This is a genomic window from Streptomyces sp. NPDC046712, from assembly GCF_040645695.1.
Taxonomy (GTDB): domain Bacteria; phylum Actinomycetota; class Actinomycetes; order Streptomycetales; family Streptomycetaceae; genus Streptomyces.
In genome coordinates, this window is record NZ_JBEYYW010000003.1 from 287,328 (window position 1) to 301,254 (window position 13,927).

At 69.7% G+C, this 13,927-nt stretch carries 12 protein-coding genes, 1 tRNA gene and 1 pseudogene; 11 read left to right on the top strand and 3 right to left on the bottom strand.

Going from position 1 to position 13,927, the window contains the following annotated elements; genetic code table 11:
* Window positions 1-83: 83 nt before the first annotated feature.
* The 4 genes from ABZ939_RS05825 (at window position 84) to ABZ939_RS05840 (ending at window position 2,537) form a co-directional block, all read left to right on the top strand.
* Window positions 84-1,478 (top strand): trypsin-like peptidase domain-containing protein, encoded by a 1,395-nt coding sequence (locus tag ABZ939_RS05825; RefSeq protein WP_361849700.1) that lies wholly within the window; start codon window positions 84-86, stop codon window positions 1,476-1,478.
* A gap of 123 nt (window positions 1,479-1,601) precedes the next feature.
* Window positions 1,602-1,686, top strand: a tRNA-Ser gene (locus tag ABZ939_RS05830).
* A gap of 482 nt (window positions 1,687-2,168) precedes the next feature.
* The gene (locus ABZ939_RS05835; RefSeq protein ID WP_361849702.1) at window positions 2,169-2,282 is read left to right on the top strand and encodes a DUF6233 domain-containing protein; all 114 of its coding nucleotides are present in this window, start codon (window positions 2,169-2,171) and stop codon (window positions 2,280-2,282) included.
* Window positions 2,283-2,330: 48 nt separating this feature from the next.
* Window positions 2,331-2,537: a hypothetical protein gene (locus ABZ939_RS05840; protein ID WP_361849704.1), complete on the top strand. Its 207-nt coding sequence runs from the start codon at window positions 2,331-2,333 to the stop codon at window positions 2,535-2,537.
* 144 nt (window positions 2,538-2,681) lie between these two features.
* Here the strand turns inward: ABZ939_RS05840 and ABZ939_RS05845 are convergent, their stop codons facing one another.
* The 3 genes from ABZ939_RS05845 to ABZ939_RS05855 all read right to left on the bottom strand — a co-directional run bounded on the left by ABZ939_RS05845 (window position 2,682) and on the right by ABZ939_RS05855 (window position 7,302).
* Window positions 2,682-3,722 (bottom strand): hypothetical protein, encoded by a 1,041-nt coding sequence (locus ABZ939_RS05845; protein ID WP_361849706.1) that lies wholly within the window; start codon window positions 3,720-3,722, stop codon window positions 2,682-2,684.
* A 362-nt stretch (window positions 3,723-4,084) separates the two neighbouring features.
* The gene (locus ABZ939_RS05850) at window positions 4,085-4,984 is read right to left on the bottom strand and encodes an ETEC_3214 domain-containing protein (protein WP_361849708.1); all 900 of its coding nucleotides are present in this window, start codon (window positions 4,982-4,984) and stop codon (window positions 4,085-4,087) included.
* A gap of 1,445 nt (window positions 4,985-6,429) precedes the next feature.
* Window positions 6,430-7,302: a bifunctional DNA primase/polymerase gene (locus ABZ939_RS05855; RefSeq protein WP_361849710.1), complete on the bottom strand. Its 873-nt coding sequence runs from the start codon at window positions 7,300-7,302 to the stop codon at window positions 6,430-6,432.
* Between the two features lie 340 nt (window positions 7,303-7,642).
* On the opposite strand from ABZ939_RS05855, the gene ABZ939_RS05860 reads away from it, so the two are divergent.
* The 7 genes and pseudogenes from ABZ939_RS05860 (at window position 7,643) to ABZ939_RS05890 (ending at window position 13,807) form a co-directional block, all read left to right on the top strand.
* A complete protein-coding gene (locus tag ABZ939_RS05860) occupies window positions 7,643-7,951 on the top strand; it encodes a hypothetical protein (protein ID WP_361849712.1) in 309 nt (102 codons plus the stop codon).
* A gap of 232 nt (window positions 7,952-8,183) precedes the next feature.
* Entirely contained in the window at window positions 8,184-9,362 is a 1,179-nt protein-coding gene (locus tag ABZ939_RS05865) for an acyl-CoA dehydrogenase family protein (RefSeq protein ID WP_361849714.1), read from the top strand.
* Window positions 9,359-10,282, top strand: coding sequence for a bifunctional MaoC family dehydratase N-terminal/OB-fold nucleic acid binding domain-containing protein (locus tag ABZ939_RS05870; RefSeq protein WP_361849716.1), 924 nt, complete (start codon window positions 9,359-9,361; stop codon window positions 10,280-10,282). The genes ABZ939_RS05865 and ABZ939_RS05870 overlap by 4 nt, the downstream gene beginning before the upstream one ends.
* Window position 10,283: 1 nt before the next feature.
* Window positions 10,284-11,312 carry an acyl-CoA dehydrogenase family protein gene (locus ABZ939_RS05875; protein ID WP_361849718.1) on the top strand — a complete coding sequence of 343 codons (1,029 nt, stop codon included), beginning with the start codon at window positions 10,284-10,286 and terminating at the stop codon, window positions 11,310-11,312.
* Window positions 11,309-11,689, top strand: a pseudogene (locus ABZ939_RS05880) (MaoC family dehydratase); the annotation flags it as partial. The gene ABZ939_RS05875 and the pseudogene ABZ939_RS05880, both read left to right, overlap by 4 nt.
* A gap of 191 nt (window positions 11,690-11,880) precedes the next feature.
* Window positions 11,881-13,047: a lipid-transfer protein gene (locus tag ABZ939_RS05885; RefSeq protein WP_361849720.1), complete on the top strand. Its 1,167-nt coding sequence runs from the start codon at window positions 11,881-11,883 to the stop codon at window positions 13,045-13,047.
* A 214-nt stretch (window positions 13,048-13,261) separates the two neighbouring features.
* A complete protein-coding gene (locus tag ABZ939_RS05890; RefSeq protein WP_361849722.1) occupies window positions 13,262-13,807 on the top strand; it encodes a SigE family RNA polymerase sigma factor in 546 nt (181 codons plus the stop codon).
* Window positions 13,808-13,927: the final 120 nt, after the last annotated feature.

The following is a 13,927-nucleotide window of genomic DNA, read 5'->3' on the forward strand; positions in this document are numbered from 1 at the left end:
CAGTGGCCTGACGCCCTGTGGGAAAAGCTGTTCGCAGCACCCTAGTGATGGCATCCACCTGTGCAGTGAACGAGGAGAGAGCTGTGAGCACCGAGAACGAGGGCAGCGCGGTTCCGGCGGACCCGAATGCCCCGTCCGTCCCTCCCGCCCCTCCGACGCCTCCCGCCCCTGCCGTACCTCCTGCCGTGGACGCCTCCGAGCCGGCCACCGCGCCGCTGCCCGTGCCCCCTCCGGCGGAGGTCCCGGTCGGTGCCGGCGCCCCGGCGGGCGCGGGTGGCTGGCCTCCGCCCCCGCCGGCCGTGCCGTCCTGGGGCGAGCCCGTTCCTCCGGCACCGGCGGCCCCGCGGAAGAGGACCGGCGGTCTCGTGGCGGCGGTCCTCGTGGCCGCACTGGTGGCCGGCGGTGTGGGCGGCGGCATCGGCTACTGGGCGGCCGAGCGCGGTGACGAGGGGATCAGCTCGACGACGGTCTCCGCGGGGGACTCCCCGGCGGCCTTCAAGCGTGACCCGGGCACGGTCGCCGCGGTGGCGAACAAGGCGCTGCCGAGCGTCGTGACCATCCAGGCGAAGTCCGGCGGCAGCGGCGGCGAGAGCGAGGGCGAGGGCGGTACGGGCACCGGCTTCGTCTACGACAAGGAAGGCCACATCGTCACCAACAACCACGTGGTGGCGTCGGCGGCGGAGGGCGGCACGCTCTCGGCGACCTTCTCGAACGGCAAGACGTACGACGCGGAGGTCGTGGGCCGGGCGGAGGGCTACGACGTGGCCGTCCTGAAGCTGAAGAAGGCACCGGAGGGGCTGACTCCGCTGCCGCTCGGCAACTCCGACAAGGTGGCGGTCGGCGACTCGACGATCGCGATCGGTGCGCCTTTCGGTCTGTCGAACACGGTCACGACCGGCATCATCAGCGCCAAGAACCGTCCGGTCGCCTCGGGCGACGGCTCCGGCGGCAAGAACTCGTACATGAGCGCCCTGCAGACGGATGCCTCGATCAACCCGGGCAACTCCGGCGGCCCGCTGCTCGACGCGAGCGGCGCGGTGATCGGCATCAACTCGGCGATCCAGTCGACCGGCAGCGGCTTCGGCCAGTCCCAGGCGGGCTCGATCGGCCTCGGCTTCGCGATCCCGGTCAACCAGGCCAAGAACGTGGCCGAGCAGCTGATCAAGACGGGCAAGCCGGTGTACCCGGTGATCGGTGCGACCGTGAACATGGCCGACAAGGGCGAGGGGGCGACGATCGCGGACGAGGGCGCGGGTGGCACTCCTTCCGTCACCGCGGGCGGCCCGGCGGCGAAGGCCGGCCTGAAGGCGGGCGACGTGATCACCGGCTTCGGAGACCGCCAGATCGACAGCGGCCCGACGCTGATCAGCGAGATCTGGACGCACCAGCCGGGCGACTCGGTGGAGATCACCTACGAGCGTGACGGCAAGACGGCGAAGACCACGGTCACCCTCGGCGAACGCACGGGCGACAACTGACCGCGACCGACCGGTTCCCCGGGGCTGCCGAGCGACTCGGCAGCCCCTTTCGCGGGCCCTCCACGCCCGGAGCGGCCAGCCGGTAGGCTGTTGCCCGCTCCGCAGCAGGTGAGGCGGGGCGTGGGTGGGTTGCCCGAGCGGCCTAAGGGAACGGTCTTGAAAACCGTCGTGGCGCGAGTCACCGTGGGTTCAAATCCCACACCCACCGCTTGCAGGTCAGAGAAGTAGCAGGTCAGAGGGCGGGCCCCGGAATCCGGGGCCCGCTCTCTGTGCTCAGCCTGTCTCACCCTGGATCGGCGGAATCCCGGCGCTGACCAGTGCGTATGGGCCATCTGTGGGCCAGGATCCTGGGGCTCACCCGCCACTCAGCCCCTTCTCGATCAGCTCGTTCGCCCGGGACTGCTGACCCTTGAGGATCTTGGCGTAGAAGCGGAAGGCACCGTGAGACTGTGACCAGCTCGCTGAGCGACCTCCATCGGGTCGACGCCCGAATTGATCCAGAGGGACACTCCAGCGTGGCGGAGGTAGTACGGCACGTCGGCGAGGGGCGTCTTGGCTTCCTTGGCGGCCTGGTCCGGGTTGGGGACGTAGCGGAGGTCGACTTCGTCGTCCTTGTCGGGAGCAGTCCAGTCGACCCGCCCCAAGGGATTGGCCGGAAGGGTGCCGCGCTCCACGGCGTACCGGAGAGCGTTGCTCAGCACCCAGCCCCTCACCCGCGAGCAGGCCCTCCAGGCCATCGCGTCGGGCGGGATCCGGGCGTGCGAGATCTGCCGGCCAGACTCCGACCTCGGTGTCCTCGACTGAGCCGCGCCAATCCGCTGGAATGTCAGAGCCTGGTTCTACGATCCGGCCGTGGCGATCGAACTGAGTGACGAGTTGATCCAGCTGGAAGAGATGGCGTGGACGGAGATCCAGGCCAAGGAGCTGACTATGGAGACCGCGGTCGCGGTACAGGCCGCGATCACGGCGCATGCCGAGGCGACCGAGCAGCCTCGGTATGACGTCGAGAAGGAGCTGAAGAAGCGCGTCCGGCACCCGGAGCCGCCCGCAACCGACTGATCCTCAGCGCGCGGTAACGCTCGCCCTACTTCATCAAGGCCGGCGCGGCGTGCGGCCCGTCTCTCTACCTCGCTCCAGCCCGCCCGCCTGAAGCTCGGGTTGATGGGTGGTGAACCCCTCCGCAGGTAGGTCGAAGCAGGCGGCCTATGCGCCAGGGGAAACGTCATCTCCAGTTACCTCAATTACCGGAACATAGCCTTCCTTCGGGTTTGCCAGTTCCATTCCCCGTCCGGAGGGCTTCGGTCTGGCGAAGGTCTCATACGAAGAGTGCCCGCCCCCGATAGAGGCTCGAAGCTGGCCGAACGCGCCGACCTTGAGGGGAATCCAGACATCGTCTGAGCCACTCGTAACATTGACTTCTACGCCAAAGGTGCAATCCGCACCGGAGGCGAAATAGATGTCGAAAGTGCGCGCATCCTTCTGCTCCAGCACCACTGGACGCTCGGAGACCCTCTTTCCGAATTTGATCTCATAGCCGGTCATCCCGGTGTCTGAAGTGATTGGCTCCGGGTAGCCTTTCCATACCGAGCGTGCGACCGTGTCGTACTGGCTTACCTCGAACCCGATGACGGTCCGTTGCACGTCCTCTCCCGATCCGCCCACCGGCAGCGGGTCGACCAGCGTGCCATGGATGTTCGGCGGTGCGTTGAGCGCATCCTCAACCGTGTTGTGGACCGTGTTGGGGCAGTCACGGTCCTTCAGCTTGAAGTCCTGAATGATGGTTGTTTCGTCTCGAAGTGCGGCAATGGTGAGCCGCACAGAATAGAGGCCAATCGGTCGAGCCTGGTTCTTCCGGAGCCACTCGCCGTACTTGGCATCCCATTTGGCGTGACCATCCATCTCCCCCAAGTTGCGCGTGGGTTGAGGAAAGACATACTGAACGGGTAGCCATTCGGACTCGCCTGCCGTGATGGAGACCGGCGGCCCAGCCGCAATTGCTTTTTCCTTGTCTTCGTCGCGCTTCTCGCGTGCCTCGCCGGATGACGCCATGTCGGCACTCTTGGCATTCGACTCGTTGTTCTGTCCGTTCTGCCATACCGTGATACCGCCGAAGATTACTGTCGGGATCAAGGCGGCAATGATGGTCGAGTTTCGATACCAGGGCACTCTGGCCGGCGGCAGGGCCTGCGGCGGGGGGACATCACCGTAGGGCGGTGGAACGGGCGGCGGCGGTGCTGAGGTCATCGTTCCCCCAGGGGTCCAACGGACTGCGAAGTCGATTTTCTAGCAGATCTTCTGCTCGCCGCTCAACGTTGCTTCCAGGACAGTGACTTGAACTCAACTGCGAGCCCGGACACCATCGCACTCAGCCCAACCCCGTCCTGATGGCGGCAGGTTCAGCTCGGTCCTACTCAGTAACCGATCTGATCGCCGACCGAGGCACGGGGTGGAGCGCAGGGTGCGGAAGGCATCTCCTCTCGAGGACTGGCCGGGCGACTGGAGTCGCGGCGCATGCCACGCCGCAAGGATGGTCGCCGGGCCTCACGCCGCCCGACATACGGCTACTCGCCAACGCGTCCCGACCACGCTGGTGGGACGGTTGTTTCTCATCTGAGCGACGTGTGCGTCCGCTGCTCCAAACGGTTGAGCCGACGGCCCCACCACCAGTTCTGTACGAGGACGTAGAACCGGCTGATCCGGCTGTCGATCACGTAGTAGCTAGGATCCGTCAGCCGGACCAGGTCTTGGTTGACTCCGAGCGAGGTGCCGAAGAACGAGAACGTGGCCTCCTGCAGCTCCTCGTAGAGGGCGACACCGCTGATGACGACGGTGTTGATCGTTGCTGCGGCTCGGTAAGCGTCCCGCTTCTGCTCCGGCAGTTGGTTGTCCTCGGGCTCGATGTCACCGAGCCTGGGAGCCACGGGACGGACGCCGATGTCGTTGACTCCCACGTACCAGCTCCGATACCCGCCCGGGTTGCCGAAGTAGTGCTCCTCCAGGTAGCCGAACCTGCGGTTCCCCAGCCATGCGCGGTGATGCAGCGGCTGGCCGAGGTCGGAAAGGGGCGACTTGCCGAGGCGGATACGGGTTTCGCCGATGACGACGCGAGGACGGAACCACCAGCTCGTCGTCGTGATGCCGTACATGACCACCGCGTCGTTCTCGGACCAGGTGACCAAATAGCCCAGCCTTGAAAGAGGCCAGGTTCGGACGGTGACCTCGACGTCCCGGTCCTCCTCGTCCGCCTCCTCATTGAGCGGGGTGCCCAACCGTGTACAGGTCATGGTGGACTGCCACTTCGGCTGTCCAAGCAGGCCCTCCACGTAGTCGTGTCGGACTCCCGGGGCGATTTTCCGGAGCTGGGCTATCAGGTGCCGGCGGCGCCCGAGGGTGAGACGCCACCCCGCAGGGACCGCCTTGAAGAGAGTGATGACAGCGACAAGGGTTCCCGCCAGCGTCCAGACGTTGAGCGTGGTGCTGTACCAGGGGCCAGGATCGGGGTTCATCGCTGAAGAGTGCCGCACTCCCCGCTTCGGCGTAGGCCACTCGGCCCAAGCTTGGCGTGGCGGGCGAATGGGGCCGGAGGGTTGCATCGGGCTGGGTATGCGGCGTGTGGTGCCAGGGACAAGGCTGCCCGGCCGGCCGAAAGTTGCTAGCTCAGCGGACCGCCCGACCCACCCACGGCCGCGGTTCACTGACGCCCTGCAGCCCTCGCTCCATTGGGAAGCATGCGGTCACGGCCGCCACAGCCCGAGCAGTTCGATCCCACCCCTTGGGTTGCGGCGGTAGGGCAGCGCCACACCCAGAATGCCCACACTCACGATCAGGACAGCCGTCACCAGATCCGACAATGCGAGGAGCCCTGCACCGACGGAACCGAGCCCAGCGACAGCAAGCAGCCCAAGGCGCAGAGCCTCCCTATCGCGGCCTGCGGGAAAGTCCTTGAGCCTCTCCTCATCGAGGAGCCCGCCGAGCCGCCCCTCCACGTAGCGTTCGGCGACCTGGTCCAGGAGCGCGACGAGTTCTGGGAGCGCTCAATCGCCGTCCACGTCGCTCCGGGCCTCTGCAGCGTCCAAGCGCTTGATGACGCTCAGCGCATGGGCCCGTGCCATGCGTACTCGGCCGCCGCGGCGCAGCAGGCTGCCCCCGGACGCGGTGGGCTCGGCGCACCTCCTTCCTGACGATTTCCATTGAGGAGGCGATGTCCCACAGACCCTCGGTCCGCTGAGGGCCAACAGCCCCGAATACGGACCTACAAGCCCTGATCACGGCCAGGGATGCAACCGCGGGGCGGAAGGTGCACGCGCCCCGCAGGAAAGCGAAGCGGAAGAGCTGAATCGCCACCGCGCAGATCACGGCCGCCATCATGAGAGCGATCAACGTGAGCGCTGTCGCTTCGGCGATCTTGATCGGCGCGCTCAGTGACGGCGCCTGTGTCACGTGGGCGATGAGGTTCTGCGCTTTCCGGGCCATGGCTCTTGGCAGCACTGGGGCCGCAGCTTGCACGGCGTTCACTCACAGCACGAAGCCCACCGCGAGCACGTACATAGCCGCGATCCGCTCGGCAAGGCTGGGTAGGTGCCGCGCTCGGTGGAACGCCCGCACCGACTCACGTACGCCCGCCGTAGCCGACGGTGCGATACCCAGCTTCTCCCGCACTGCCGCTGTTCCGGCTGTGTCCAGCCGGATGGCCATCGCCGCTTGCCGTGCTCGATCGAGTGCTGGACGTCTCCAACCGTCGTGGCGCGAGTCACCGTGGGTTCAAATCCCACACCCACCGCTTGCAGGTCAGAGAAGTAGCAGGTCAGAGGGCGGGCCCCGGATTCCGGGGCCCGCCCTCCGCGTTCGTTCCGGATCACGCGCGCAGAGGGCCCCAGATCATGCGCCGGACGGGCGGCCCCCCGGTCCCCCCAAGAGGGGCCCCGGATCGGCCGCCCGAGAGGGCCCCGGATCACGCGCCCGAGAGGCGGGCCGCCGAGAGGATTGTGGCGCGGGCCTCGCGTTCGGTCAGGCCTGTGCGGATCGCCGCCGTCGTGAGCGCGTCGGTGAGTGAGTCGCCGAGGCCGTTCTCGTAGGCCCGGCAGGCCGCCCAGAACAGGCGCGTGTTGCGCTGGCCCTCGTGGGCCGTCAGGACGAAGTGGATCAGGCCCCGGCCGTGGCGTGGGCCGGCGGGGTCGTGGTGGGGGCGTGGGGGTGGTGTGGGGGGCGCGATCAGGTTCAGGAGGGTGCGTGGGCAGGGCGCCGGGTCGAGGTCCGCGCTGCCCGGGGCGAGCCGGTACGCGCCCCTGGCCGTCACCGAGCCCGGTCCGACCAGGTAGCCGCCGGCGCCGCGGATGTCGATGCCGGGGGCGAGACGGCTCGCCGAGTTCGGGACCACGACGTCCGGTGGGCCGGTCAGCCACAGGTGACGGCCGCCGCTCGGGGTGAGGACCGTGACCGTGGGCGGGAGGGTGAACAGGTGCTGGAGCGCCAGGTGGCGCAGTTCGGCCGTGGCGTCCGCGGGTGCGTCCGCGTGTTTGACGTCGAGGTCGACGCCGATGAGGTGGTGCGGCGGGCGCCCGCACGCGATGCCGTAGCCGGTGGCCCAGGGCGCGGCGGCGAACAGGGCCCGTACGGCGGCGGGGTCGGTGGTCGCGTCGTGTACGCCGTGCCCCGGCCGGCCGCACTCCCCGTGGCAGGCGACCGGGTGCGGGTCGTCCCGGTGGGGTGAGCGCAGGGCGGGGAGCTTCGTGGCGGACAGGGGGATGACAGGGAGCCCGCGCTCTGCCGCGGACAGCGCGTGGGCAAGGGCCAGGGTGGCGGAGCGCCGGTCGGAGGTGGCCATGGCTTCAGTTTCGTACATGCGTTCGAAGAAGGGAAGAGGGGCAGATTGGCTGAAAATCTGCCGGAACGCTTCCCCCCTTGCGGTGCGCGGTTTCGGCGGAGCGGCCCCGCCCCGGCCGCCGTGAGCTGCGCCTTTGTGGGCGCGAAGGGGGTTTATCGACTTGTCATCACGCTTGAGGGGGAATCGGCTGCTGAAGGGTGGTTCGCCGGGGATTGTGTGGGCAACTCTGGAGTCGCGACGTCGAGCACAACGACCGGGGCGGTCGGCCAACTGCCTTGGAGCAAGCCGTACTTCAGTGCTTCAGCACTTCAGCCGCACTTCCGTTCCTGGAGGAAAACACATGGCAAGCATCCGTACCGCCCGCGTTCTCGCCGCTGCCGCCGCGCTGCCCCTGGCTGCCGCGCTCTTCACCGGTGTGGCGCACGCCGACAACGGCGGCTTCGCGGACGACGGATCGAACACGAGCGTCGCCGGCATCGTCGGCAGCGGCGTGGGTGGCGACAACTTCGGCAACTCGACCACTACGCAGCAGGTGGCCACCGGCTCGGGTGCCTCGAACCAGAACAACACGGCGAGTGTGAACGGCTCCGGGTTCACCGCCATCGACCAGTCGAACGCGGTCGTCAACTTCTACCCCTGGTGGGGCTAGCCGGCGGCTGGGGCCGGCCCGACGGGGGGGATGACTGAGGGGTGAACGACGGCCTGTACGGCGGCACTTCGGTGCCGCCGTACAGGCCGTTCCGCATGTTTCGGGTGTTCCGGGTGTTCGGGGGCGTTCCCTGCCCGCCGGCCGTTCCGCCTCCGCGTCCGTGACCTTGACACGACTCCCGCATCTGACGGACAGTCAGAAAACTTAGTCGTTCCCCCGGGAGGCCGTCGCCGTGCACCTCGCCCCGACCGAGCGGCAGCTCCGGCTGCGCGCCGAACTCCGCGCGTACTTCCGCGACGTGATGCCCGACGGCCCACCCTCCCCCACCGATACGGCCGGCCAGCGCCGGCTCCTCCGCCGGATCGGCGCCGACGGCCTACTCGGGCTCGGCTGGCCTGAGGAGTACGGCGGGCAGGGCCGCGGCCCCGACGAGCAGTTCGTCTTCTTCGACGAGGCCTACCGGGCCGGCGCGCCCGTCTCCATGGTCACGCTCAACACCGTCGGCCCGACTCTGATGCGGTACGGCACCGAGGAGCAGAAGGCGACCATCCTGCCCCGGATCCTGCGGGGCGAGACCGTCTTCGCCATCGGGTACAGCGAGCCGGAGGCCGGCACCGATCTGGCCTCGCTCCGTACGAAGGCGGTACGGGACGGCGACTCCTGGCGCATCGACGGGCAGAAGATCTTCACCTCCAACGCCCAGAACGCCGACTGGATCTGGCTCGCCTGCCGCACCGACCCCGACGCCCCCAAGCACCGGGGCATCTCCATCGTCCTGGTCCCGACGGACGCCCCGGGGTTCTCGTGGACGCCGATCGAGACCGTCGGCGGACTCACGACGACGGCGACGTACTACGACGGGATCCGCGTCCCGGCCGGGAACCTGGTCGGGGAGGAGAACGGCGGCTGGGGACTGATCACCAACCAGCTCAACCACGAGCGGGTCGCGCTCGCCGCGATCGGCATGCAGGCCGAGGACTTCTACACGTCCGCGCTCCGCCGGGCCGCCACACCCGATCCGGTGACGGGGCGGCGCCGCATTGACGAGCCGTGGATACGGATCCGGGCCGCCGAAGCGCATGCCAGGCTCGCGGCAACGCGCCTGCTCAACTGGCGTTTGGTGGGGGATGTGGGGGCCGGCCGGCTGGCCCCCGGCGACGCGAGCGGCGTGAAGTTCGCGGGAACCGAATCGGCGGTGGAGGTGTACCGAATATGTCAGGAGATCGCGGGCGGGGCGGGACTGGTGAGGGCGGGGTCGCCGGGGGAGTTCGACGGCGGTGAGCTCGAGCGGATGAACCGCGCCGCGCAGATCAACACCTTCGGGGGAGGGGTGAGCGAGGTGCAGCGCGAGATCGTCGCGACGATGCGGCTCGGCATGAGCGGTACGAAGAGGGATCGGGGGCGGCGGTGAACGACATCCACGACCGGCTGAAGACGTACGAGGGGCGGGCGGCCGCCACCGCGGGCACCGGCAAGGACCTGGTCAACGAGCCCATGATCAGGCACTGGTGCGAGGCCATGGGCGACACGAACCCGGCCTACGCCGGACCGGAGGCCGTCGCCCCGCCGACCATGCTCCAGGCGTGGACGATGGGCGGCCTGTCCGGGCACACCGGCCGCTCCGACGCGTACGACGAGCTGCTCGCCCTTCTCGACGGCGCCGGATACACCTCCGTGGTCGCCACCGACTGCGAGCAGGAGTATCTGCGGCCGCTGCGGCCCGGCGACGCGATCACCTTCGACGCGGTGATCGAGTCGGTGTCGGAGCGCAAGACCACCAAGCTCGGGACGGGGTACTTCGTCACGACCCGGATGGACGTCCGGGCGGACGGCGAGCTCGCGGGCACCCACCGCTTCCGCATCCTCAAGTACACGCCCGGGGCACCGAAACCGAAGGGGAAGCGGCCCCGCCCCGTGATCAACCGGGACAACGCCGGGTTCTGGGAAGACGTAGCCGCGCACCGGCTGCTCATCCAGCGCTGCGGCGACTGCGCGACCCTCCGCTTCCCCTGGCTGCCGGGCTGCAACGCCTGCGGCTCGCGCGCATGGGACACCGTCGAGGCGAGCGGCTCCGGCACCGTCTTCTCGTATGTGGTGATGCACCACCCGCCCTTCCCCGCCTTCACTCTGCCCGAGCATGCCGCTGACGCGGCGGGCCCGTACGCGGTGGGCCTGATCGAACTGGCCGAGGGCGTTCGGATGGTCAGCAACGTGGTTGGGGTGCCGTACGACAAGGTCCGGATCGGGATGCCGGTCCGGCTGGAGTTCCTCCGCGTGGACGCGGAGCTGGAGCTGCCGGTGTTCCGGGCGCAGGACGGGGGCGAGGGCTGAGATGGACTTCACGCCGACGGAGGAGCAGGCCGCGGCCCAGGAGCTGGCGGCTCGGATCTTCGGCGATCTCGCCACGCACGAGCGCCTCACGGCGGCCGGCGCGGGCACGGACGCCGAGCTGTGGAAGGCCCTGTGCGCGGCCGGACTGCCGGGCGCGGTCGAGGAGACCGGGCTCCTCGGGCTGGTGCTGATCGCCGAGGAGCAGGGGCGGACGACGGCGCAGGTGCCATTCACCGCGAGCTGTGTGTACGGCCTCCTCGCTGTCGCCCGGCACGGCACGGACGAGCAGCGCGAGCGGCTGCTGCCCGGGCTCCGGGACGGTACGACGGTGGTGACCGGGGCCTTCCCGCCCGCCGGACATGTGCGTGCCGAGGAGGACGGCACTCTGAGCGGGAGCGTGGAGTGGGTGCCCTGGCTCAGGGACGCCACGCACGTCCTCGTACCGGACGAGGACGGAACCCTCCGCCTCGTCCCGACGGCCGAGGTCACGGTGGTGCCCGTCGAGCTCACCGCCCCGTGGGCCGCCGGGCGGCTCGAGCTCGACGGCGCCCGCGGCGAGCGGATCGGCGGCGCCGGAGCCTGCGCGGACGTGCTGACCGCGGCCCGGGTTGCGTTCGCCGGGCTGCAGGCCGGGGTCTGCGCCGGGTCCCTGGCCCGGGCCGTCGCGTACACCTCGGTACGGGAGCAGTTCGGGCGCCCGCTGGCCACCCGTCAGGCCGTCCAACTCCGTGCCGCAGACGCCTACATGGACACGGAGGCGATCCGGGTCACCGCCTACGAGGCGGCCTGGCGCCACGACCAGGGCCTGCCGGCGGCCGAACACGCGCTGACCGCCGCCTGGTGGGCGTCGGAGGCGGGCAGACGGGTCGTCCACGCGGGACAGCATCTGCACGGCGGCATGGGCGCCGACCTCGACCACCCCGTCCACCGGCACTTCCTGTGGGGCAGGCAGCTCGACGCGTATCTCGGCTGCGGCACCGAACTCCTCGCCGAACTCGGCGACATGATCGCGAACGGAGACATGTCGTGAAGGCCGGGGACGAGCTGCCACCGCTGACCATTCCGATCACCCGCACCCTCATCGTCGCCGGGGCGGTCGCCTCACGCGACTACCAGGACGTGCACCACGACGCGGAGTTGGCGAGGGAGAAGGGCTCTCCGGACATCTTCATGAACATCCTGACGACCAACGGCCTGGTGGGGCGGTACATCACCGACCACTTCGGTCCGGGGGCCGTGCTCCGGAAGGTGGCGATACGGCTGGGTGCGCCCAACTATCCGGGTGACACGATGACGTTGACGGGGACGGTGACGGAGGTCGACGGGGCCACGGCCGAAGTGCGGGTGATCGGCGCGAACGGCCTCGGTCACCACGTCACGGGCACGGTGACGCTCGACCTGCCGGGCTCGGCGCCGGGGCGGATGACGATGGGGTCGATGACGACGGGGTCGACGCCGGACCTGAAGTCGCAGCCGGAGTCGGACCCGGAGTCGGACCCGGATTCGGACCCGAAGTCGGACCTGAAGTCGCAGCCGGAGTCGGACCCGAAGTCGGACCCGAAGTCGACGTCGCGACCGGAGCCGAAAGGGGCGGGCGCATGAGTATCCGCAAGGCCGACCGTCTCGGCGGCCGGGCCGCCATCGCCGGCATCGGGGCGACCGAGTTCTCCAAGGACTCCGGCCGCAGTGAGCTCACGCTCGCCGTCGAGGCCGTGCACGCGGCCCTCGACGACGCCGGGCTCACCCCCGCCGACGTCGACGGCATGGTCACGTTCACGATGGACACCAGCCCCGAGATCACCGTCGCCCAGGCGGCCGGCATCGGCGAGCTGTCCTTCTTCTCCCGCATCCACTACGGAGGCGGGGCCGCCTGCGCCACCGTCCAGCAGGCAGCCCTCGCCGTCGCCGCCGGGGTCGCCGACGTCGTGGTCTGCTACCGGGCGTTCAACGAACGCTCGGGGCGCCGCTTCGGCTCCGGGGTCCAGCAGCGCGAGCCCTCCGCCGAAGGCGCCGCGCTCGGCTGGCAGCTTCCCTTCGGACTGCTCACTCCGGCCTCCTGGGTCGCCATGATCGCCCAGCGCTACCTCCACACCTACGGGCTGACCCCGGACGCCTTCGGCCACGTCGCCGTCACCGACCGCCGGTACGCGGCCCGTAACCCCGCCGCCTACTTCTACGGCAAACCGATCACCCTCGCCGACCATGCCGCCTCGCGCTGGATCGTCGAGCCGCTCCGGCTCCTCGACTGCTGCCAGGAGACCGACGGCGGACAGGCGATCGTCGTCACCTCGGCCGAGCGCGCCCGCGACCTGCGCCATCCACCCGCGGTGATCGTCGCCGCCGCCCAGGGCGCCGGCCGCAACCAGGAGGCGATGACCAGCTTCTACCGCGACGACCTGACCGGTCTGCCGGAGATGGGAGTGGTGGCCGGGCAGCTGTGGCGGACCTCGGGCCTCGCACCCGGCGACATCGACGTGGGCATCCTCTACGACCACTTCACCCCGTTCGTGCTCATGCAGCTGGAGGAGTTCGGCTTCTGCGGGCGGGGCGAGGCGGCCGACTTCGTCGCGGCGGACGCGCTGCCGCTGAACACCCACGGGGGCCAGTTGGGGGAGGCGTATCTGCACGGGATGAACGGCATCGCGGAGGCCGTGCGGCAGGTGCGGGGCACGTCCGTGAACCAGATACCCGGCGTGGCCAGGACACTGGTCACGGCGGGCACCGGGGTCCCCACGTCCGGACTGATCCTGGGCACGGACGACTGAGCCGCCGCCGACCGCCGCCCGTCGCCGCCAACCGCCGCCCGCCGCCGGCGCCGGGCCGGGCCGCCCCCGGGTCCCCCCATCGACCCTGAGTTCCCCCTCCCCGGGCCTCCACCTTCAGGAGGTCCAGCCATCCCCACCCCTACAACCTGAGGGGGAGTGCGGTTCGGGACCTGGGGCCGATCCGCCGCCCAGTACCCACTCCTAGCGTGGAGTCATGACTCCGCCACCCTCCGGCCCCGTCTGCGTCGGCGCCTCCACGGCCGCCCGCTACCCGTCGTTCTCCTCGTACGTACGGGCCCGCGGGCCCGTTCTCCTGCGCACGGCGCGCTCGCTCACCGCCAACCCGAGCGACGCCGAGGACCTGCTGCAGACGGCCCTCACCAAGACGTTCGTCGCGTGGGAGCGGATCGAGGACCACCGGGCCCTGGACGGCTACGTCCGCCGGGCCCTGGTGAACACCCGGACGTCCCAGTGGCGCAAGCGCAAGGTCGACGAGTTCGCCTGCGAGGAGCTGCCGGAGCCCGCCGGGCTGCCCGAGCCGGACCCGGCCGAGCAGCAGGTGCTGCACGACGCCATGTGGCGCGCGGTCATGAAGCTCCCCGACCGCCAGCGGGCGATGGTCGTCCTGCGGTACTACGAGGACCTCAGCGAGGCACAGACGGCGGAGGTGCTCGGCGTATCGATCGGCACGGTCAAGAGCGCCGTGTCCCGTGCGCTGGGCAAGCTCCGTGAGGACCCCGAGCTTGCCCCCGTACGGTGACGGCCGGCCTCTGCCAGTAGTCACTGGCAATTTTCGTACTCCCGGGTAGTGACATACCGCGCGGTACGTGCGCAGAATCTCCACACCCTTACTGCCACGTAGCGCCCACCGGGAGGACGC